17 protein-coding genes are annotated in these 21440 nt (G+C 62.4%); all 17 read right to left on the bottom strand.

Features of this window, described 5'->3' with window-relative positions:
* On the bottom strand, positions 1-2016 hold the full coding sequence (locus C8C92_RS16860; protein WP_116744669.1) for a hypothetical protein: 2016 nt from the start codon (positions 2014-2016) through the stop codon (positions 1-3).
* Complete coding sequence (locus C8C92_RS16865) at positions 2013-2588, bottom strand: DUF4376 domain-containing protein (protein ID WP_116744670.1); 576 nt, start codon at positions 2586-2588, stop codon at positions 2013-2015. The genes C8C92_RS16860 and C8C92_RS16865 overlap by 4 nt, the downstream gene beginning before the upstream one ends.
* Positions 2585-5731, bottom strand: a complete 3147-nt coding sequence (locus C8C92_RS16870) for a hypothetical protein (RefSeq protein WP_116744671.1) — start codon at positions 5729-5731, stop codon at positions 2585-2587. Before C8C92_RS16870 ends, C8C92_RS16865 begins: the two co-directional genes overlap by 4 nt.
* A complete protein-coding gene (locus C8C92_RS16875) occupies positions 5728-7197 on the bottom strand; it encodes a hypothetical protein (protein WP_116744672.1) in 1470 nt (489 codons plus the stop codon). Before C8C92_RS16875 ends, C8C92_RS16870 begins: the two co-directional genes overlap by 4 nt.
* The gene (locus tag C8C92_RS16880) at positions 7194-12782 is read right to left on the bottom strand and encodes a hypothetical protein (protein WP_116744673.1); all 5589 of its coding nucleotides are present in this window, start codon (positions 12780-12782) and stop codon (positions 7194-7196) included. The genes C8C92_RS16875 and C8C92_RS16880 overlap by 4 nt, the downstream gene beginning before the upstream one ends.
* On the bottom strand, positions 12783-12998 hold the full coding sequence (locus C8C92_RS16885) for a hypothetical protein (protein WP_116744674.1): 216 nt from the start codon (positions 12996-12998) through the stop codon (positions 12783-12785).
* 131 nt (positions 12999-13129) lie between these two features.
* Complete coding sequence (locus C8C92_RS16890) at positions 13130-13603, bottom strand: hypothetical protein (protein WP_116744675.1); 474 nt, start codon at positions 13601-13603, stop codon at positions 13130-13132.
* A gap of 130 nt (positions 13604-13733) precedes the next feature.
* The gene (locus C8C92_RS16895) at positions 13734-14936 is read right to left on the bottom strand and encodes a phage tail tube protein (RefSeq protein ID WP_116744676.1); all 1203 of its coding nucleotides are present in this window, start codon (positions 14934-14936) and stop codon (positions 13734-13736) included.
* 67 nt (positions 14937-15003) lie between these two features.
* Entirely contained in the window at positions 15004-15405 is a 402-nt protein-coding gene (locus tag C8C92_RS16900) for a DUF4128 domain-containing protein (RefSeq protein WP_116744677.1), read from the bottom strand.
* Positions 15402-15899, bottom strand: a complete 498-nt coding sequence (locus tag C8C92_RS16905; RefSeq protein ID WP_116744678.1) for a hypothetical protein — start codon at positions 15897-15899, stop codon at positions 15402-15404. Before C8C92_RS16905 ends, C8C92_RS16900 begins: the two co-directional genes overlap by 4 nt.
* The gene (locus C8C92_RS16910) at positions 15899-16273 is read right to left on the bottom strand and encodes a hypothetical protein (RefSeq protein ID WP_116744679.1); all 375 of its coding nucleotides are present in this window, start codon (positions 16271-16273) and stop codon (positions 15899-15901) included. The genes C8C92_RS16905 and C8C92_RS16910 overlap by 1 nt, the downstream gene beginning before the upstream one ends.
* A gap of 3 nt (positions 16274-16276) precedes the next feature.
* Positions 16277-16648: a hypothetical protein gene (locus C8C92_RS16915; protein ID WP_116744680.1), complete on the bottom strand. Its 372-nt coding sequence runs from the start codon at positions 16646-16648 to the stop codon at positions 16277-16279.
* On the bottom strand, positions 16645-17157 hold the full coding sequence (locus C8C92_RS16920) for a DnaT-like ssDNA-binding protein (protein WP_116744681.1): 513 nt from the start codon (positions 17155-17157) through the stop codon (positions 16645-16647). The genes C8C92_RS16915 and C8C92_RS16920 overlap by 4 nt, the downstream gene beginning before the upstream one ends.
* Positions 17158-17173: 16 nt before the next feature.
* Positions 17174-17860 (bottom strand): hypothetical protein, encoded by a 687-nt coding sequence (locus tag C8C92_RS16925; protein ID WP_116744682.1) that lies wholly within the window; start codon positions 17858-17860, stop codon positions 17174-17176.
* Positions 17857-19542 (bottom strand): hypothetical protein, encoded by a 1686-nt coding sequence (locus C8C92_RS16930; RefSeq protein WP_116744683.1) that lies wholly within the window; start codon positions 19540-19542, stop codon positions 17857-17859. The genes C8C92_RS16925 and C8C92_RS16930 overlap by 4 nt, the downstream gene beginning before the upstream one ends.
* Before the next feature lie 62 nt (positions 19543-19604).
* Entirely contained in the window at positions 19605-19973 is a 369-nt protein-coding gene (locus C8C92_RS16935; RefSeq protein WP_116744684.1) for a hypothetical protein, read from the bottom strand.
* Positions 19974-20030: 57 nt separating this feature from the next.
* Entirely contained in the window at positions 20031-21398 is a 1368-nt protein-coding gene (locus tag C8C92_RS16940) for a P22 phage major capsid protein family protein (RefSeq protein WP_116744685.1), read from the bottom strand.
* Positions 21399-21440: the final 42 nt, after the last annotated feature.

Raw genomic sequence — 21440 nt, forward strand, 5'->3', positions numbered from 1 at the left:
TTAAATCTCCTCGATCTCCAGCGGCATAGCGTAGTTTTCGTAGTACGGAATGCTCATCGCCGAGACCGACGACAGCTTGCCGAAGATGGTGTGGTCACGTGCCAGCTCCAGGTCGGCCGATTCCGGGAACAGGCTGACCAGCATGGCGCCGGACATGCCATTGCGACGCACGATGCCGAACAGCGCCGTGCGGTCGGCCGCCGGCAGTGTGCTCAACTGCAGGGGCATCTTGCGCGAACGCGGGCCAGCGTCGGTCCACAAGTCGCCAGCGCCGGTGCGGGTATGCGTGCTGGCGTCCATGGGCGTCACGGACGCGCCATAGTCCGGGTTATTGGTGGGCGACCAGTAAGCACCCGTCACCAGGCGACAGGCCTCGACATACCCTTGCAGGTTGGCCGGGTCCTTGATGTCAATCGCCAGGCCCAGCGCCGGCATCTGTGCCGACAGCCAGTGACGCGCATAGGCACCACCACCATTGCTGTAAGCGCTGGCCGCCTGCAGGGGCGTGAAACCGTCGACCGCTGCTGCTGCGGCCGGACATGCCGGCAGCATGCCGCTGTCGTAGCTGTAGCTCTGCCAGGCGTCGATGTAGCCAGCCGGGCGCACGCCTGGCGCGGAGGGGGCGACGTCGGCTGCGCGCGTCACGGCGGCGGTCGTGGTCGGAATATATGAATCCGCATACAGCCCTACCTGGACCTGCCCGCAGGCGCACCATAAAGAATCGCCGACGAAGATGCCCTGCAGCCCAAAATAATGCACTGCGGTGGTGGCGGCCGTGTACGTGACGCTGTAGCGCGCCATCGGCGAATTGGCAGGAATTGTCGAGAACGCCAATACGGAACCGGAAGCGGGCCAAACCCCCAAGCTGCGCGGCGCCGTTCCAGCGGCGACCCACATGCTGAACGTGTAGGTGACGCCAGCTGTCAGGGAAATGCCTTGGCCAATGCCGGAGCCGCCGGAAGTCGGGCTGACCTTGTATGTCGGCGTGCCGTCTGGCGCAAGCACGGCGGGATCGGCCGCCACGGTAGCCGCACCACCCCAGCGCATGTTCCAGTTCGCGCTGGCGATATTGCCAGACTGCAGGGCAAGGTTCGTCGCGGCCGGCTCCAGCAGCAACTTCGGTGGAGCAGACAGATTTGCTGGGTTGTACTGCATCCTGGCCACGTTCGCTGCCGCCGTTTGCAGCAGGCCATTACTACCAAAGAAAGTACCGATGGAGGCACGCGACGTGAAGGTATCCAGCGAGGGGTAATAACTGCTCAACGCCGACCCCTCCACCACGCTCAATCCCCAGTATTTGGTGCTCAAGCCGCCGTTGGACAAATCCGGGTAATTCAAGACCGCCAATCCCGCAAATTCGCGGCTGTTCACCACGCCAGCCAGCCGATATACGCCAGGAACGGAGGTTGCCGACAACGTCGGCGCCATCACCCATCCAGCGCCGCCATTTCGAATGGCCGGCACACCGTTCGCCCAGTCAATGATCGCTGACGCCGTGTTCAGGGAAATCGCCGGGTCGTAAATGCTGAAACGAGATCCTGTCGCGCTGCCGGCCTTGATGAAGAGCGACACGACATAATTGGTAAAAGTCGCGCCCGCGATAACTTTCTGGCAATACGATGTCGTGCCCGGAGTCGATTTCAAGGTGCTCATGGTCAAGGAACCATCTGGCGCGACATCCGTATTGGGCAACACAACAGTCGGCCCAGGCCTGCTGTAGCCTGGTGCCCAAAAATCGGATGAATAGGTGTTCAGGTTCGTTGCCGCCGACTCATTCGACACGCGCACGCGCATCGTCGCCGTCGGCGACAGGTTGCAGAACGGTAGGAACACCCCGCCAATGCGCTCGGGCACGGCCCAGGTAGCGCCCAGGCGCGCCGTGGTACCGGTAGCGCGCCAAGGACGGCCCTTGCGGTTGTTTTGCAGGTTGGCCACGCCCAGCGTACCGGCCGTGGTGCTGGCCGTCAGCGCAGCACGGTCGGCGGCGTTGTCGTAGATAATGCGAAGATTGGTCATACAGTACCTTCAGTGAGGTCTGGTAGTTGAGAAGCCGCTGCAACCACCATGCGCACATCGGCTGCCGACGTAGCAGCCACAATAGCTGCCTTGAGCTCACGGCAGCGAGCATGATGGTGCGCCACAAATCGAGCTTTCGCCTCGATCATTGCCGCCTCCAATTCGATCACCTGCGGTGCCGTCAGCAGTAAATCCGTATTGTCGAACACACGCCACACAGCGCCATCTGGCATCAGTCCCAATGCTGCGCTGCGTGCAGCCAGCTTGATGGCCGCTTCGGCGCGCAAGTCACCGTCGTACAGCACGCCGCCGTAAGAGAAGCGGTCGAACCCTGCGAGGCGCCTGTCGCGTTTGGCATTGGCATCCGCGATGGCGCCTGCCTGCACGTCGACCAGCAGCACCTCAGGCGGATACGACACCAGTGCGCCATCGATCATTCGCAGGCGCGGGCACACCAACTCACCAGGCAGAAGCTGATGTAACGTCAGGCCTTCCACTGCGGGGGGGCAGTCGCCGGCCGCCCATTGCTGCACGTAACCGGCTTTATCGAGGTATGCGTATTTCAAACTCATGCTGTTGGGTTCTTTATGTTGGTGCTGATTTGCAGGGATGCATCGGTGCCGCTGGTACTGCTGCCCGTCCGGGTGGCGAGGGCTTTGAAATAGGCGCCAGACCCTGTGCGGGACGCATCAGCAGGAACGGAAACAGTCACCTGCTCAACGAACGGTAGTATCTCGTCCTCCCAGACGCCACTGCCGAGGCCTCGCGCAGACGCCGTCCAGGATTTTATGAGCGTCGTTTCGCTGCCTGCGGCGCTACCCCAGTACAGTGAAATGGTAACGCTGGAGCCTGATGCGGCCGCCGTAGTCACCTGCCCATCGAGCTGCACGGTGACCTTGTGCGCCGCAGCAATGCCGGTAGCACTGCCCAGCGTTACTAATACGACGGGATAGCTCGTCATGTCGCTTTGCCCATACACCGGGCCCGTCGGGCGCCCTGTGATCGACAGAGCACTAAACTCAGCGGTGCCATCAGCGTTGATCATCCAGCCGTAGCTGCCCGGGTTGTATGTCTGCGAGCGGATCACGGTGCCGATAAGCGCCATGTCCGTGGCCAGATTCTCGGCCGTGACGTTGCGGCCGGACAGCGCACCTCGGAATGTGCCGCTGTTCGCGTAAAAATTCCCGTTCCTGTCCAGCAACCATCCCGTCGTGCTGCCGTTCCAATTGCTGCTGTAAATGTCGCCGCCGATCTGCGCATTCACGATAGCGGCATTGGCGATGTAGGTCGGAGAATTGCTCGGCGTGATCTGGCCATAGATGTTATCTCCAAAGCCGGCTCCTGGGCCATCCGCCCAGGCTGAGGGCACAGTCTGCGCGGACAGCGCCACGCCGAAGTACCAGAGAGACGTGAAAAGGTAAGCGTTCGTGCCTCCATTGCCAAAAAGCACGGCGCGCACGGCAGCGTAAGCAGCGCCGGCCGGGGCGGTGGCGAACACTACGGATCTAGGCCACGCGCTCAAGGGGCCGGTAGACAGGGAATTATCTACGTTATTCCCGGTAAATTCCGCGATGTAGGCCCCGCTCGCAGTATAGAAGGCAAGGTTTACAGCCCCCTTGCAGCGATGCGAGCTCACGTACGCGGTAAGCTCGTAGCGCACGCCAGCAGTCACTGGAAATTTTCGGAAGCCAGACCCCTGTTTGGCGGCTAGAGTAGCGACAGACCCCGCTGGGACGACTCCAGAACACTGTATGAAGACCCCACCCGCGCCGGTAGGAACGTAAGCTGTGTCGCTCGCCCCGAAGGTAGTCGTACCTGGGGAATACGTTTGTACCAGGCCAAAGCCTCCAACGGTCCCTGGATAGGGGCCAGAATTGCTGATCAAATTCCCTGCACCAATGCCGGCGTTCAAATAGTCCGCCGTCAGGGGCGCGCCGGCGCCGAGGATAACATTGCCCTCAGGGTCCTTGATAACCAGCCCGCGCGCGTCAATTTTAGCTGCCGTAACGGACTCCGCCCCGAGTGCTTGGGTGGCGATGCTGCCCTGCACCAGCAGGTGGCCGTCGATGTAGGTGCCCAAAACATACCAGGAGCCGCCCTGATAATACTTCGTCACCGCATGCGTGGCGTCGTGCAAGGTCACCACGTCGCGGTTAATCGGCGCACCGTAGCCTGCATGACCCAGTTCATACACGGCCGAGTCATCCGACCAGGTGGAATAGCCGGGCGCCGTCACCGTCACGGTGCCGCGCTGGCCGGTGGCGCCATCGGCCGCCAGGCGCGCGGCCGCCGACCATTCACTGGCCAGAATGTCATCGGTGGCGCCGCGCGACGCGGCCGTGGCGCCCGATGTGAACAGGTATGCACCGCCCGCCGTCGGCACCTGCGTCGACCAGCCGTTGTTAAGGCCTGTCAGCGCGCCCGTGGCAAAGGTGAATGTGCATGCCGCGCTCGGCAGCTCCGGCGCCACATTGGCGGCGGCACGCTGATAGATACGCACGGGCGCCACATTCAGGCCATCCAGACCAGCTGCACCGTCGGCTGCCATGCGTGTCGCCGCAGCCCATTCTGCCGCTGGGATGTCATCCGTAGCGGCAATTGACGCGGCCGTGGAGCCCGACGTGAAGAGGTAGGCGCCGCCCGCCGTCGGCACCTGCGTCGACCAGCCGTTGTTAAGGCCTGTCAGCGCGCCCGTGGCAAAGGTGAATGTGCATGCCGCGCTCGGCAGCTCCGGCGCCACATTGGCGGCGGCACGCTGATAGATACGCACGGGCGCCACGTTCACACCGTTCTGTCCAGGCAGGCCATCCTGGGTCAGCAGCACGGCAGCCGTCCATTCGTTGGCGGCAATGCCATCCGTGGCGCTGCGCGAACTGGCCGCTGCTACGCGCACGTACAGCGGTGCCGTGCCGGCCGGGATGGTCTTGGTCCAGCCATTGGCCAGGTCGTTGTCGACCGGCGTGGTGATGGCTGCACTGGAGAACGTGTAGACCACATCGCCGGGCGAGTCGACAGGCGCGGATGCCGCCCGCTTATAAGCGAAGGCCTGTGCCGTGTTCGTGCCATCAGCACCGGTGGCGCCGTCCCTGACCAGCAGCACGGCCGACGACCATTCGTTGGCGACAATATTGTCCGTGGCATTGCGCGAGCTGGCAGCGGCCACGCGCACGTACAAGGGAGCCGAACCAGCCGGGATATTCTTTGACCAGCCATTCGCTAGGTCGTTGCCGGCAGGCGTCGTGATGCTGCCCGTGGCAAAAGTAAAGATCACGTCACCCGGCGAATCAGTAGGGGCGGCCGCCGCGCGCTTGTAGGCGAAGGCCTGGCCCGTGTTCAAGCCGGCCAGGCCGGTGTCACCCCTGGCGCCGTCGAAGACCTTACTGATGATGTAATTGGCAATATAGTCGACGCCGAATTCGCGGATGCGCGCCTGCACCAAGGCCGTATCCGTGGTCATGCTGGCAAAGTCAACGGTGGCCACGTTGCCGTCGACTGCGATCTGCGTGCCGGCGGATACCGAAAACACGATATCGCCCACCACGTTCACGGGCTTGGCCGTGATGGCAATCGAGCCGGGCGCGCCGGCGCCGGCGCTGTTCACGCGAAACACGGGCGTGGCGGCGGACATCAGGAGGGCCTTGCCGTCGGCGGTGGTGCTGAAACGCTCGGCCGACGCCTGCAGGCGCTTGTCACGCGTACCTACGATGGCGCTCATACCAGCACTCCCACCGTCACACGGCAATCGAGCCACCGGCGCGAAAGCAGCACCACCACACCAGGCACGCCGTCCTGCAGGCCGTAGCGCCGATGGCGCAGCACGACAGCTTGTCCCAGTTCCAGCATCATCATCTCGGGCACCCCTTCAAATTCGTAAGTGGTGCGCTGCACCTTGTTCAGCGCCAGGCGCCGAGCCGCTTCCGCCGCCGCATCCGACTCTTGCTTGAGGCAGGTTTCGATCTGCGGCGGGTCATCGGTCAGGCGGTAGCGCGCGCGCACCGCCTCGTCGACCGCCGTGACCGTCATCCATTCCGTCGCGTACATATCGGCATGCTCGGCCGGGATGCTGGTAGTCAGGCTGGGCTGCAGCGTGTAGTTCCGGTCGTAGGCGATCTTGACGGCCGCCACCACAGGCAAGCGCGCGACCTGCCGAAGCGAACCTTCGATCATCTGCGCAGGGCCGATTTCCACCGGAATGCCGGCAGCCGGTAATGCGATCTGAACCAGGCGCAACTGGCCGGTGCTCGACATGACCGCCTGCGCGCCGACACTCGCCGCCAGCTGCTGGATGGCCTGCGCCTGGTTCATCCGATCCGCCACATACAGACCCACCGGCTGCTGGTGGGCAGCATCGAACGCTGCCAGGTTGGCCAGGTCCAGGTCGGCCAGCGTGAAGCGGTCGGCCGCCTTGCCGTAGGCGGTGGCAATGCGCTGCACCAGCGGCGCGATGCGCGGCACGTAGCCTCCGCCCTTGTCGCCTTGGACGCTGACCGTGATCGCTGCCGAATAGGGTGGCGTGGTCAGATTGAAGCGCCCGGCCTGATCATTGAGTGCCACGGCAATCGGCTTGCCGTTGGTGCGCACCTCGAAACTCGACTCGACAGCGCCGAGAAAGCCGTATTCCAGCGTGGCCGGGTTCGTCAGCAAGGGCGTGACGTTGTGGCACTCACCAAACGGCACTGGCAAGGTCACGTCCTTGTTGGGCGTGGTGCCACCCAGCTTGGCCTCGGTGATCGGCGTGTCCAGGCGCCCCATCTTGTCGCGCAGCGCCAGATTGATCGATTCGGGGCCGGCACTGCTGACATCGGCGACCAGGCCGTCGAAGCGTAGTTGGAATTCTCCGCGCGCCCAGCGCACGTCACCGAACCAGACCTTGATCGGCTGATTGCGCCAGACGTCGGCCAGCCAGCTGTCGAGCGAACCGTCCGTATTGGCCAGCTCGATATCGCCGCCCGACAGCCCCGCCTCGCTCGTCAGGCTGATCTGTTCTGTAAAGGCCAGACCGTCCGTGACCAGCGCCAGATACGCCGTGTTGGGCGGCACATCCAGCGGACCGGTGACATACGAACGGGAGGCAATGTACCGCGTCACCTCCTCGCCTGCTACGTTCACCTGTACCTCGACCAGGGCCGTGCGATGGGCTGTATCGTCCTGCAGCCATTCTAAAAATTGCGCATCGGTCACTTCGAATACTCCTCTTGTTTTCCCCACACATCGGACTTGGTTGATTTTTCGACACCTGCCACGACGGTCTTGGCCGCTTTGTCGTTCGATTCGACGGTGCCTCGGATCAAGGCACCGGTCTGCTTGTCTTGATCGGCGCGCAGCCCTTTGACCTCTTCCCGCAGGCCCTTGATCTCAGCCACCAGGGCGTCGGTGTTGCCGCCGCCCTGGCTCGGTGCGCCGCCGAAGTAGCGGCGCATGGCAGAGGCAGCTTGCGCATCCACCACCACTTCACCGCGGTGAAGCTCGGCCGCGTAGCCATCAAACGGTACGTTGGCCAGGCCGCCGGAATGGGAACCGTCGAACTTGACGCCCAGCCCAGTGGCCGTGCCCATCGCCGCATGCAGGTTGGCGATGGCTTGCGCCACCGTCAGCACGCTGTCGTTGATGGTGATCAGGCCCGACACCTGGGCCTTGAGGGCATCCAGGCTGGCCTGCTGCACGTCGACCTGCGCCGAGGCCCATTTCAATGCCTCTTCATTGGCCGCCAGCACGCGGGCGTAATCTGCCGTGTAGCGGGCGTCCGAAGCGTTGACCACCTGTGAGGCAGCCAAAAAGGCTTGCTCGACACTATCCAGCTTTGATCTCGCTGTCGTGTCGCCCGCATTTGCCGCCGCCAGGGTCTTCTCGAACTGGACCCGCGCTTCGGCATATTTCTGCTGCGGCGTCAGGATGGACTGGCTGCCCAAGGCCATGCTGGCGTTCAGGCCGTTGAGGGTGTCCACCCACGACTTCGATTTATCCAGCGCCGTTTGGGCCGCTGCAGCCTCTCTGTCGTAGGCCTTGCCCAATGCGTCCTTGGCTGATACCACGGCTTTGGCCGCCTGCACCTGGTCGAAGAGCGCCTTATTGACGTCGGCGATGCCAGCGCGCTGAATGGCCAGCAACGCCGTTTCACTTTTCGTCAATTCGTTCAACTGCTGCAGCAAGTCCTTGCGCTCGCTGGCGATTTCGCTGGCAGTCTTGTTCACTGCTGCGAGGTCGCCGGTGGCAGCCGCCAGCTCAGCCGCGTAGTCAGCTGCTTTCTTGAACGGCTCAGCGATGGCGATCAGCTGCGCATACATCGCCTGGCCAGCGGCCGTGTTCAGGTCCTGCGCCAGCACCAGGGCCTTGAACTGGTCGACCGTGGTCACGCCTGAAACGCCCAACTTGCCCATGGCATCGTTCACCGACTTGGTGATCGGCGCCATGCGTTCCGCTTCCGTCAGGAAGTTCTCGACGAAATAGCCGGTATTGGTCGTCAACGCCTCCAGGCCGCCGGTCGCCAAGATCAGGCTTTCGCTGAGCGCCACAGCGCCCAGGCCGGTGGTGTTGAAGGACTTGCCCAGGACGGCCAGCACGTCGGACACCTGCATGAAATCATTGGTGACGCGCACCAGCGTTTCCAGATAACCCTCGCCGACAGCCTGGTATTGCGCCAGCCCAGCCACGCCGAACTTGGCCATGTCGTCGCCCATCTTGGAAAACGCCGTCTCCAGGGCTTTCTGCTGCTCTTCGCCCGACAAGTCCTTCAGCGAGATCTTGCCCAGGTCCACCACGAACGAATTGAGGTGCGCATTGAACGCAGCACCACCCAGGCCCAGCACGTCGGCTGCGCTGCGGATGGTGTCGCCCATGCTGGTGATGATCATGGTGAACTGGTCGTTCATTTCGTCCGACAGCGCAGCCGTTTTGGTGCTGTCCTTGCTGCTGTAGCTGATGCCGAACGCCTTCTTTTTGACGTTGATGTCGGCATACGCCTGGGCATTGAAGCCCAGCGCGTCGACGTTGCCCAGCGATGTGGCCGCGCCCGTGATCCCGGAGTCCTTGACCGACACGGTCGTTTTGATCAATTTCGACACCACAAAACCGATGGCGGCACCGATGGCCATGCCGATGGGGCCGGCGACTGCGCCCATCATGGTCAGGCTGCTGCCGATGGTGCCCATGGTCATGGCGCCGGCAATACTGCCGCCCAGCACAGCGCCGCCATACGTCGCAGCACCCGTCAACACGCCTTGTCCGACCTTACCCAACGTGGGCGTGCTGCCGGTGGCGATGCCCGCCGTCGCGCCAGCGCCGGCGGCGGTGATACCCGAGCGCGCCAGCAGGTTGCCCAGGTTACCGATGCCGGCCACCATCTGTTTCAGTGACTGGTCCATCGAAATGGTGTGCGCCAGGCCCAGGCCGGAGTTCTTCTCCATGATGGCCAGGCTGTGTGCGATCGATTCCGATTTCGCGGATGAGTCGCCCAGGATGGATCCGGTACCGGTGGCGGCCTGGCGATCCTTGGCAGTCGTGTCCGATCCACTGCCACCAGAGACGGCGAAGCCCAGGGCCGCCATCGCAGCTGCCATCGCCGCCATGCGAATCCAGGCACTGTACGGATCGCCCTGAGCCTGGGTTGCAACTGCCACCGCTGCAGCGGACGTGCCTTTGACGGTATCGGCAGTCAGCTGCGTCGCCACGCCGGCTTGAACCGCAGCCGCTTTTGCCGCCTCGCCGCCCACCGTAGCTGTCGTGACAGCGGAAACGGTGAACAGTTTTTTCACCATCGACTCAATCGCCATCGCCATTTCCACGGCACGATAGGCTTTTTCCGCCCCTTCCAATGCACGGTAGCCGGCGGTGTTTTCCTTGAAGAAGCCCTTGGCGGCGCTGGCCATGTCTCCATAAGACTTGATCTGCGCCTGCGCGCCCTGCTGGGCCGCAGCGGCCTGGGCTTTGGCGACTTTGGTCGGGTCACCATACGCATCTTTAGTAGCAGCGGCCAACTGCGCAGCGATAGCCTGCTGCTGCACGGCATAGCCAGACAAGGCCGTCGTCAGCCCACCGATGGCAGTGCCAACCGCGCCGAACGACGCAGCCATGCCTTGCGCTGCCGACTTCGTTGCAGTGTCAACAGCCGTCAGGATATCCAGCAGCTCTTTGGCCTTGGCCACGTCGCCGCCCTGCTCTTGCGTCGAAGCCCTGCCTTGCACGATGCCAAGGCGTTTCATCGCTTCAATCTTGCGATTGATGCCATCGATGACCTTCTCATTGCCCTCGAAACTTGCAAGAGCAGCTTTTTGCTCTTCAAGGTCAGCGACAGCCAGTGCCGTCTTGGCCGCCGGCAGCATGCCGTATGTACGGATCTGCTCTTCGACGGCAGCGACTTGCGCGTTGATGCTGGCGATTTCCTTGTTCGCAGCATCGGCGGCTGCCGTCGCGGTTGCCGCCTGGCGCAGGCGCTCTTCCTCGTCGCGGGTAAAGCTTGCATCGAAGAATGCCTTCTCTGTCGCATCTAGCTTGCCGCTAATTTCGTTTAATTCTTTTGCATGCTTTGCCTTTTCTTCCTTTGTTGCGCTGTTGTGGTTATTCAATGCGTCGATTTGAAGTTGATAAGCGTCAATCTCTGCCTCGTAGGTTTTTAGCGCGTAGTCGCGCTTGTTCGCGTAGGCCTGCTGAGCCGACAGCTCGCCACCCTTGAGGTACATGTCATCAAGCTTGCCCAGGGCATCGTAGTGGGCTTTGGAAGTCGCGGCTTCCTTCGCGTACTGCTTGATCTGGTCGGCGAGCTGCGTGTTTTCGACCTGGTCGGCTTTTGGCTTTGGCTCGCGGCCTTCGGTATCGCGATAGGTGGGCGTGCCGACATAGGTTTTCTCGTAAAGAGCGAGAACTTTCTTGCGCGCCGATTCTTGAGCGACCGCGCCTTCTGATGCTGATTTCAGGAGAATGTCTGACGCGGCTTTGGCATAGTCTGCATCTACCTTCAAACGCGCGTCGGCTTCCGATTTGCGCCTTGCTGTCCGGGTTGCATTGCGCTCTGTCTCTGCGATCGCAAATCTATCGAACTCACCTGTTAGTTTGGCCTGATGACTCACATAGTCGACATACTCTTGCGCCAACTCGCTTTGCAAGCCTGACTCAATTCGCGCCGCGCGACGCACGCGCTCCGGCTCTTGAATTGAGCTGTCGGCATCATTTGCCCGCGCCTGGAGGCGAAACTTGCCCACCAGGTTGTCGCGCGCCTCACGGTGATCTGCCCATGCCCACGCTTTAACCAACACTGTATTTGCATTGCTTACAGTATTCGCAAGCCAAACAAAGGTCGCGGCAAGGTTATGCCCCCAATCCTCTAATTGATTGTTTTTAGATAACTCGCTTACCTCTCCGTTGGCATCTTTCAGGGAGCGCGTAAGTGCCATCACAGAAACGGTGAGCACTTCGTTGAACGTTTCGCCAAAGCGTGTTTTCAAGTCCGTAACGTAGCGTTGCATCGAAGTGATCTGCTTACCGGCTGTATCCATACTTGCGGCATAGGTCCCAGCAATATCGGAACCGCGATCAATCACAGCATTAAGACGCGCCTGCACGCGCTCGTTCTCCGTCAGCTCCTTGGTGGTCTTGCCTAGCTCATCGGCCATCTGGCGATATGCGCTTTGCAAGTTCACGTTAATACCGATATTCCGCAAGATCAGCACGTTGCCCCGCGCGATACCATTGACCAGGCGATCAAATGCGTCGGAAGAATTCAGGTGTCCGATTACCGCCGCATCTTGGGCAATGCGCGCCAGCACGGTGGCGTTTTTCAGGTCTACGTGCGCCTGCACCAGCTTGACGGCCGACTCGCGCGACTCGATCATCGTGATGCCCTGCGCCGCGATTGCCTCCGTGGCGGTGATCATCTGCGTCTTGGTATATCCAGCATTGCGGCCCACTACTGTCATCACGACGCCAAGAGTCTCATACCGTGCCGCCAGGAGAGCCGTTTCCTTCACGTAATCCCATACCTTCAACGCTGCATACGCCGCGCCAAGCATTTTGAGTCCATCAGCGAGAACGCCGGACGAGCGTGCCGCATCCTCTTTTGCCTTGACGGCGGCTTTGAGCGCATCCTCATGCGCCTTGATTGTTGCAATTGCTCGCTGTGTCTCTTGAGTGACGCCCATCTGCGCAGCCTGGTAGGCAAGCAGCTGGGTGCGGCTCATGCCAATCGTGGCCGCCTGTTCACGCATGCGCTCGATCAGTTGCTGCTGGCCCAGCGTCAATTGCGTGGTCGAGCCGCCCAGCGCCTGCGTGGCCTGGGCCGCCAGGCGCGCCTGCTCGGCCTGCGCACGCATGATTTTGGACGTATCATCCATCTGGCCATTGCTGATGGCTGCACGTTGGCCGGTGCGCTGCGTGGCATCGCCGAGCGCTTCGACGCTTTTGGCGGCATCGCTGCCGCGGCGCCACACACCGGCCGACGAATTGGTGAAGTTGTCCAGCGCGCTGACGCCCTCGGTCGATGTCGAGCGCACGCGCGCCGTCGCCGCGCTCAGCGAATCAACGGACGTGGTCGCGCCACTAACCTTTGGCGCAACGCGCGCACCCGCATCACCCAGCGCATCGACAGCCGCAGCACCTTCAGTTGCCTTAGCCTTGGCGCCAGCGCTGGCCTCGCCCAACTTGTCAACGGCAGCAGTGGCGCCAGCAGTCTTCTGCTCGACTCGCACCGCCGCCTCGCCGAGGGAATCCAGGGCTTTGCTGCCCTCGACAACCTGGCGCGTATCGATGGAAAGTCCAAGTTGGGCGATATCAGGCATTTATTTGTCCTTCTTGTTTTGGTGATAAATGAACAGCGCATCAAGGCGATCGATGGCGGCTTCTTCGAACGGATCGAAGCGGATGCCGTGGCGCACCTGCCAGGCCAATATCTCGGTGCTGGTCAGCGAATTCACAGCCATGCCGCACTGGCGTTTCTGGTTCAGCTGGGTGAACCAGGCCCAGATATAGGCCAGTTCGGGCGGCAACTGCGGCACCGCCGACGCCTCGGGCGCCCGATAAAGCGGGTTTTGCCGGGCGGTGTCCAGGTGATCGCCCTTCGCGTTGCCGTCGCCTGCCGCTGCCGCACGATCAAACAGGTGATCGGCGTACAGCAGCAGGGCCTGGATTAGACCTTCAAAAAATTGACGTCGTTTTCCAGGGCGGTCGTCACGCGGTCCTGCCAGGTCGGATACTTGTCGAACGCAGCGGCGATCATGTCCTTGTCGAACGCAGCCGGTGCGCCGTTGCTGGTGAAGCCGTACCAGTCGACGGCCACGGCCACGGCCAGGCGCTTCTGGTTGTCATCGATGACGTGCACCAGCTGATCTGCACCCTCATCCGTCGAGGCATCGATGGCGGTCTTGCGCTTAGCCGACTTCTTGTAGCCTTCGGCGCGCACGGCGTGGCTTTCCTTGCGGTACTCGTCGGAATTCTTGCCGACGATCTTGATGCCGGCCACGGGCTCGCCGTCGGCGTCGAAGATCACGGGCACGTCGAAGGTCACGCGCGCGGCAGGCGCGGACAGGTTGGAGATATCGAAGCCAGCGACGGCCAGGGCTTGAGCGGTGTTCAGGACTGCAGGTGCTTTGGTGGTATTCATGGGTAGTGCCTTTCGTGGGTAATAAACAATGCCCGTGCCGGCCGCCGCGCCCACGAAGGCGACAGCGACCGGTCGGTGCTGGGGTTGGCTTGCGCCAAAAAGGAAGCCCGGCGCGTGGCCGAGCAATGGATTACAGACTGGTGTCTTGGAAGGCCACGGTGGTTGCTTCGTGCTGCGCGTCAGCGCCCTGGTAACGCAGGATGTCGAAAGCGCAAGTGATAATTTTGTTTTTCTCGCCATCATCGACCTTGGCCGAGGTGATCTTGATGCGGCCCATGGCGATCGCCATGACTTCGGCCAGCGGCGCCGTGCTGGCTGCCATGGCGTAGGCCAACGGGAGTTCGACTTCCTGTTTGAAGTAATCGATGTATGCCGAATCCTGCATCAGCACCGTGAACTGGCCGCTGCCCAGTACCTTGCCGCGCGAGGCGGCCGTGGCGAACTTGGAACCGATCACCGGATCGATCTTGACTTGGCCATCGAGGGACAGCGACATGCCGGTGCAAATCTGCGACGGGATGCCGGCGACCGACAGCATCGCGGTGGCGCCAGAGAACTTGCCGGTACCGGGCGTGGCGGCTGGCGCCGCGAAGTACGCCGCTGGCGTGGTCGCGCCTTCCAGCTTGCCCATCAGGGTGAAGTCCATGCTCGTGATGCCGTTCGGCTGCACGGCGATATCGACCTTGCTGACCAACTGGTCGATGAAGCAGCGGTTGACGGCGATGCCCGGATCCTGAACTTCCGCGGTGAACCAGTCCGTGGTGTGCCCGGTCAGTGGCGTGAAGCTGCGCTTGCCGGTCGCGGTCACGGTCACAGGATCGCCGGCGGCTTTGACCGTCATCGCCGAGCCGTCCATGAACTGACCTGCCAATACCAAGGCAGTCACCGAGGTCACGAAGAAATTCTTACCGTTGTTGGCGGTGCCAGTGGTCAGCAGGCCGCTGATGCGCACCACGGTACCGGCGCGGTGGCCGTCGGCCAACCAGGAGCCAGCGGTGCGCGTCAGGCCCGTTGCGCCCGATGCGACCGTATTCTGCGCCGTGGTGACGCCTCCAGCGGTGAAGTCGCGACGCAGCAGCGCGGCCAGCAACGCGGTGTAGGTGCCGCAGCTCGCCTCGCCCTTGATGGCGCCGGAGGTGCGGAAGTTGCCCAGGCGGGTATCGCTCTGTTGCTGGCTCGGGTCAATCTCATTGCTCGAGTACTTGTCGGCGTCCGTGTCGAACGTCGCGGTCACGCGTGGATAGAGACGGCCGGCGGCGGCCAGCGCCTTCGTGCCTTCCGCTGTTTGCTTGCCGATAACGAGGAGGCTGTCGATTCCGTTTGCAGTGGTCATGGTGTGGATTGCCTTTCTTTGGTCGAAAAAAAAGACCGCCGAGGCGATCTATGTGGGGTGATGCGGGTTACAGGTTGCAAAAATACCTGATCTTGACAGGGACCATCCAGCGATCACTGTCCTCGCGGCCGTCGGCGATTTCAGGCGTGCGCTCGATCTGCACGGTCACATCGCCCTTCGTGAAGCTAGCGCCGCGGCGGAACAGCTCCTTGATCATTTCAGCGCGCGCGCCGGCGGCAGCAGTCCCCTGCCCCGGCGGATACAGCAAGCTGACCTGGAAGATGCCACGCTCCTGGCGCGAGCCGTCGCCCAAGGAATGATTGTCCGGTTCCGCCGGCAGCAAATAGGCCGCTTGATACGCTCGGCCGGTGACTGGCGTGTACGGCACGTTCTGCCAAGCGGTGTCGATGGCTGGCGCGAGGCTGGCCAGGGCCGCCTCCAGCGCCGCTCGTATTGTTGGTTGGCTCATAATTTATAGCTCGAATAGCCTTGGGCGAACTCGCTTGCGGTAGTGCCATCGCGCACGCCGTTCACAGCATTGTCCACAATGGTGCGGAATTCCACGACCGTCAGCATCACCACGCCGACGGGCGCCTGGCGGGACCAGCCCTCCTCGATGCGCTTCGCATAGGGCAGGTTGTTCACGAGATAGATCACGTCGCCCGCCTTCGCCGCACTGATCGTGCTGCCGTGGGCGGCGATTGTGGCGCTGCCGTCCTTGTCGATCAGGTCGCGCACGCCAGCGGTCGGCGAGCCGATGGAAAGTTGCCAGTTGGCGCGGAAGCGGCCGCCTGTGTAGCCTGGTGGCGGTTTGTGCTTCCAGTATTTGGCGTCACCGACCGGCGAGCGCTGCACCAGCTTGTTGTCGATCTTCATGGTGATGGCGCGCACCACCAGATCCTGGTTGGCCTTCGTCTTGGCGATGAACTCGGCAATCTGCATCGAAAACGATATGTTCGCCATCAAAGCCCCCGCAGTTGCAGCGTGTGCAGCACGGCCACATCGACCGGTGCTGTGGTTTCGACGGCCTTCACTGTGTAGCTGGCGCCGCCGAACAGCACCAGATCGGCCGTAGTCGGCGCCGGCATCGACGCGACGTTGCGCTGCAGCGGCGACAGCAGCAGCTTCTGGTCGCCCGCCTGGATCAGCGTGCCGTCGATGTTCTCGGCCTCGTAGGCGATCTTCACGCCCGTTCCTTCGTAGTCGGTGGTGATGGTGGGCGCCATGCCCAAGTCCGGATCGTACGCGCCGGTCACGACCTGGCGCAGCACCACAATGCCGCCCTTGCGACGCAGGGACTGGTCGGCGCGCGCGGCGGTTTTGCTGTAATCGGTCATAGCCTATGGCGCTTTCAAGTAGTCATACGGCGGCGTCTCCACGAAGCGCACGGCCTTGATCGTGGTCTTGCCGTCGATCAGGGCGCGCAGCACGCGATGCCAGCCATCCATGATGAAGCCCTGCTGGCACAGAATGATCGGATACTCGGTGTTGACGTCCAGCGCGCGGCGCACATGATGCGCAATGCCGTAAGCCGATCCCACTGCAGGCCAGACTTCCGACCCGCTGTAGATCGCGGCCAGCGGCAGGTCGAACGGCACCAAGTCCTTAGCGCGTGCGATCAGGTTGGTGACGATCCACACCTTGTCGCCCTCGCGGTAGGTGTTGTCTGCGACGAAACAACCGTCGATCTTCACTGCTGGATATGCGCTCATCCTCGTATCACCTTGATCGAATTGCCGCCACCGGTCGAGCCGAAGTAAGGCGCCAGCAGCGCGTCCACGGCAACGAAGCGCTCGCGCGCATCCGTGGTGTTCTGGAAGTACTCCGTTTCCAGTGGGCCGGTCTTGTCCTTCTTGATAGCGTTCGAGCCTGTATCGAGGTCGGGCAGCAGCTCCTCGCCGCGGCCGGCGCGCACGGCGAGGTCGATGCAGGCGTGGACCACGTCCGCCGGCACGATGGTACTGGGCACGATGAAGCCGTCGACGGCCACGTTGTAGCGCGGCCAGTCCAGCGCCTGGTGGTGATACACCCGTCGGCCGGCCCAGCGCGTGCGGTAGGTGGCCATGAAGATCATGGCCTTGCGCAGCGCGATTTCCTTATCAGCTTCGGCCAGCGCCGCCCAGGCAGTCAGGCCCAGGCTGACACAGCGCACGTCTGCTGCGGCAATGCTGGCGTAGGATTCGGCGTCAGACAGGCCTGCGCCGGTTTCGATTGTGAGCATGTGGATCCTTAAAATTTCAGCGGGCAGGCAGCGTCTTCAGGACATCAGCTACATAACCGGCCAACACGGCGTCGCCGGCCGCATTCGGGTGCGTGCGATCGCGCCAATAGGTCGACGGGAATCGAACGCCGTTGTGCGAGTCAGTGAAATCGAAAATGCCGCCTGGGCGCCGCGACTCTACGAGGGCTGTTGCGCCCATCGAGCGGTAGTCCGCCCGCAGTGCCGCGTTGGCGGCCTGCAGCTCCACCTCCCCGGTCTGCGCGGTATAGACGGCGCCCAGGTAGTCGCCGCGCGGAATGGCCGTCTGCACAATCACAGTCCACCGCTGACCTGGGTAAGCAGCAGCGACGTCAGCCTGCGCCGCGGCGATGTACTCGGCCAGATCGGCAATAGCTTGCAGGCCAGTTCGGGACACTCCGTTGAAAATACTGTTGGTGATCTCGAACGCGATCAGGATATTGCGGCGACCGGGCACAAAGGATGCCAATACATCGCTTCGCGTCGCGATCATTTGCCGGATGGTCTGGCCCGACTTGCCGATATTGGAAATCGTCAGGGCATTGCTGATGGGCGCCATGGCTGCCAGCTGCAGTACCAGATCGCCGGGCAACGTCGGATCAATAATGCTGTTGCCGTCGTAGGTGATGGCTGTACGGGACGGGTCATAGATCGTGCGCGCCGTTCCGGTCGGGATGATCATCATGCGGCACCGACAATCTGGCTGGCGGTAAGTACAGCAGATTTCGCAGCCTGGATATGATATTTAACTGCCGATGCGGAGATGCCGCTCCATGAGTAGATGGTCGTCCACGTCATGCCGCCGTCCTTCGACACCTGTGCGTCAAGATTCGCCCCTGTGATACTGAGGCGCATGATATCGCCCACGGCGCAGGAAACAGCCACTGTTGCGGCCGTGCTAACTCCCCCAACGACTACACGATAGGTTCCCGTGCTTGGCGCGAACACCGCATAGTCCAGCGAAGTGTAGCCGACAGGGGTGGCAGAATTATCCAGCCCGAGCATTGCCTCGTGCGTCGCGTCGGTGGCCGCGCCAAGCACCACGGCGCAAGAGCCATCAGTCCCAACCACGCGAGATTTTGTTGCTATGCCGCCCATTGCAGTACCAAATGCTGTGCCATTACCTGTGTAGGCGTATGGATCGGCGCTACCGCTCTCGGTCGTGTTGACCAGGCTTGCGAACCGAGCATATCCTGCGGCCGGCACTGCTGGCGTAACAGCGGCCGATGGTGCCGACTCGGCGCTGTTGCCGATATTGTTCACGGCGTGCACGGTGAACGTATAGGCGAACCCGTTCGTCAGGCCAGGCACCGCAATCGGGCCCGATGTGCCGCTGCCAGTAAATCCGCCTGGCGTTGATGTCGCCACGTAACCGGTGATGGTCGAGCCACCATCGGCACCGGGCGCATAGGTTACAGTGGCCTGGCCATTGCCGGCCACCGCTGCAACCGCTGTGGGCGCAGCTGGCACGGTCACGACCACGCCGGCATTATTGGCAATCGCGCGGCCGCTAAACGACGCCACCAGATTGCTGGCCGCGTCACGCAAGCCGCCACTACCGGGCTGGGCATACGCCGCAGTGCGCGCGGCCTCGCCGCTCACAAACGCCGGGGCAACTGTCAAGTCTGCGAAGGCTGCGCGCAAGGCCACCGCAGTCACGGTGTGGCCGTCGACCGTGAATGCGCCTGCGGTTGGAACAAAGCCGCTGGCCAGCGCCTCGCTGAAGCCGATGGAGAGCACTCCCGGCGAAGCTGCCGCGACGATAGCTGACGCCACGGTCGGCGGCGTCAAATCTGGGGTCACTTGTACAAGGGGCTGCGAGACCGAAAAATAATTGCGGGTGCCGATGCAGAAAAACTGCACAAGGTTCGTAAATCCTGCCGTATTCAGCCAGCCGGACGACGAGGAATGCTCTTCAAAAGCCGCGAAAGAAGGCGCATTCACGCCATCGGCCAGCAGCTCTGCAACGCATACGCCACCAGAGGTAGCGCCTGAAGGCACGAATGTCAGCGCCCCGTTCACCGCCTTCTTTTCCATCACGACGCTACCACCAAGCGGAACAGCAGTCACAAATGGGATCGATCCAGCGGCGCCACCGCTCGATAGGCTCAACACCGCATTTGACGCACTCACATCCACACGTCCCACAGAGCACGTCACTAGGAAGCGCTGCAGGCCGGCATAAGGCCCGATCTGCGCCAACGCACCAGCGCCGATGGCCCACGATTGCAGTGAATTCGTGCCACCCAGCACTGGATCGAGGCGATACACCACGCCAGCCGCGCCGGCAGAACCGCTGACATTCAGAACTTGACCCTCGGACAAGTTGATGGTTTGCGGCGTGCCGCCGGCGGTGATGGTTGGCATAGTGGCTTTCGGGAATGCGGTTTATGGAATACCCCGGCGCGCGGGGTGGTGCTGGACAGGGATTACGCCTTGGCGACTTTTGCTGGCTTTTCGGCCGTGGCCGTGGCTGGTGCAACTTGCGACTGTGCGGCAGCAGCGTCCTTGGCAGCCTGGAGGCTTGCCGCTTCGTCGCGCAGGCGCTGCGCTTCGGCCTCGTTGGCCCGCGCCTGCTCGGCAACGTGCTCTTTCTCGGCCCCCAGTTCGCGCTCGCGTTCCAGCAGCTGATCGCGGGCCGCCAGCAGTTCGGCCATGGTCGGCGCGCGCTCGGATGGCGCGCCCAGATCCTGGTCGCCGTACAGCTCGTGCACGTCGGGGTTGAAGTCGGATTTATTGATGACGACGAATGGGCCCTGCGTGTGCGGGTCCGTCGATACGATTTTGAGGGTATCCATGGTGAATTCCAGGTGAGGCCCGGCAGCACCGCAGTGCTGGACGGGCCAGGTTGATAATTATCCCAGCAGGATGCCGAAGTGCTCGTCCTTGGCGGTGCCGCAGCCCCATACCAGTGCGATCTCGTACTGCACCTGACGGTACTGCATGTACATGCTCACCTCGAACGACAGGCCCGACACCGGATCGGTGATGATGGTGCGGTCAACAGCCGAGTCGCCTTGCGCTGGCAGCGCAGGCACGCGGGTGGCCAGCACGATCGCCGAACGGGCGAAGAACAGGTTGCGGAAGCCAACGTTGGCAACGGTGATCGCCGTTGCGGCAGCAGGGATTGCCTGCATCAGGCCGGGAGCAGCCAGGGTGATGGTGCCGCCGTTCGAGGCGTCCGCATCGCCGGAGGCAACCACGTATTTGTTTTCCGGGTCGCCAGCAATGCTGACTACATCACCAGCAACAAACGTGCCGGTACCAGCTGCCGCCATCGTGATAACCGTGGCGCCGAAAGCATAGCCTGCGGCATTGGTTGTGGCGCCGACAGCGGTGCCCTTGGCTGGGCGCTTGATCTGGGACGACTGGCGCAGCGCCAGATTCTGCAAGCGGTCTGTGATACCGTTGCGCAGCATGTCTTCGCGGCCAGCCTCATTGACCTTGAACAGGCCCGATTGCTTGCTGCGCATGTTTTGCATGGCGGCACTGCCCAGGACCAGCTGGAAGTCCAGGCCTTGGGCGCCGTTGTCTTCCAGAATGCGCAGCGCGCCGGCAGTGTCATTCAGCTCGTTGGCGACGCCAAACGGAGCAGTGCCTGGGGTGCCGTATGCGCGCGAGGCCTTGACGTGCAGCGCCGTCAGGTCGCTTTCGACCTCATTGGCCAGCGTGCGCATCGCTTGCGCGAACTGGTCGCGCAAGATGATGTTGTAGCTATTGCCACTGTTATCCAGCGCCAGTTTCTCTTCACCGTTCCAGCGGATTGGGACGCGGCGCGCTTTCGTCAGCGTGACGCCCTTGTTGCCGATGTTCTGGTTGCCGTCATCTGGCGGCGTAACGGCTGGCACAATATCAGTCGCAGTTGCTGCTGGCGCAACTGGCGAAGTGACGGTCTGACCAACGGCGGCACGCGCGAAGGTCATGTCACTCGACACGGCCGGGATCATACCGATCTGTTCGCGGGAAACCACATCCATCGCGTTATACAGCGTATTGATGAGGCCTGTCAGGTTGTTGGCGCCGAGTACCAGGCCGGTCTTGGCGGCGTAGTTCCAGACGTATCCATACGCCAGCTCGCGCGCCACGCGTGCGCAGAAGACTGCCTTGCTGATGGCTGGCGCAGCGAAGCCCCGCACAGCCTGGGCGCTGGCGGTTGCGGCCGAGGTGGCCGTGGACAATGCCATGGCGGCGAGCGCCACGGCAAAAGCGAACATTTTTTTCATGTTGATTGCCTTAAAGGTAAGTGGTTTGGGATTTCCAGCAGC

Origin of the sequence: Janthinobacterium sp. 78, assembly GCF_003096775.1 — a bacterium.
GTDB lineage: Bacteria > Pseudomonadota > Gammaproteobacteria > Burkholderiales > Burkholderiaceae_D > Janthinobacterium > Janthinobacterium tructae.

Excerpts from the sequence above, each read along its gene's own strand:
- C8C92_RS16905 (WP_116744678.1), bottom strand. The coding sequence starts at position 15,899 with ATGGCGAACATATCGTTTTCGATGCAGATTGCCGAGTTCATCGCCAAG.
- C8C92_RS16940 (WP_116744685.1), bottom strand. The coding sequence starts at position 21,398 with ATGAAAAAAATGTTCGCTTTTGCCGTGGCGCTCGCCGCCATGGCATTG.
- C8C92_RS16925 (WP_116744682.1), bottom strand. The coding sequence starts at position 17,860 with ATGATGATCATCCCGACCGGAACGGCGCGCACGATCTATGACCCGTCC.
- C8C92_RS16935 (WP_116744684.1), bottom strand. The coding sequence starts at position 19,973 with ATGGATACCCTCAAAATCGTATCGACGGACCCGCACACGCAGGGCCCA.
- C8C92_RS16865 (WP_116744670.1), bottom strand. The coding sequence starts at position 2,588 with ATGAGTTTGAAATACGCATACCTCGATAAAGCCGGTTACGTGCAGCAA.
- C8C92_RS16900 (WP_116744677.1), bottom strand. The coding sequence starts at position 15,405 with ATGAGCCAACCAACAATACGAGCGGCGCTGGAGGCGGCCCTGGCCAGC.
- C8C92_RS16860 (WP_116744669.1), bottom strand. The coding sequence starts at position 2,016 with ATGACCAATCTTCGCATTATCTACGACAACGCCGCCGACCGTGCTGCG.
- C8C92_RS16930 (WP_116744683.1), bottom strand. The coding sequence starts at position 19,542 with ATGCCAACCATCACCGCCGGCGGCACGCCGCAAACCATCAACTTGTCC.
- C8C92_RS16890 (WP_116744675.1), bottom strand. The coding sequence starts at position 13,603 with ATGAATACCACCAAAGCACCTGCAGTCCTGAACACCGCTCAAGCCCTG.
- C8C92_RS16910 (WP_116744679.1), bottom strand. The coding sequence starts at position 16,273 with ATGACCGATTACAGCAAAACCGCCGCGCGCGCCGACCAGTCCCTGCGT.
- C8C92_RS16895 (WP_116744676.1), bottom strand. The coding sequence starts at position 14,936 with ATGACCACTGCAAACGGAATCGACAGCCTCCTCGTTATCGGCAAGCAA.
- C8C92_RS16915 (WP_116744680.1), bottom strand. The coding sequence starts at position 16,648 with ATGAGCGCATATCCAGCAGTGAAGATCGACGGTTGTTTCGTCGCAGAC.
- C8C92_RS16920 (WP_116744681.1), bottom strand. The coding sequence starts at position 17,157 with ATGCTCACAATCGAAACCGGCGCAGGCCTGTCTGACGCCGAATCCTAC.
- C8C92_RS16870 (WP_116744671.1), bottom strand. The coding sequence starts at position 5,731 with ATGAGCGCCATCGTAGGTACGCGTGACAAGCGCCTGCAGGCGTCGGCC.
- C8C92_RS16880 (WP_116744673.1), bottom strand. The coding sequence starts at position 12,782 with ATGCCTGATATCGCCCAACTTGGACTTTCCATCGATACGCGCCAGGTT.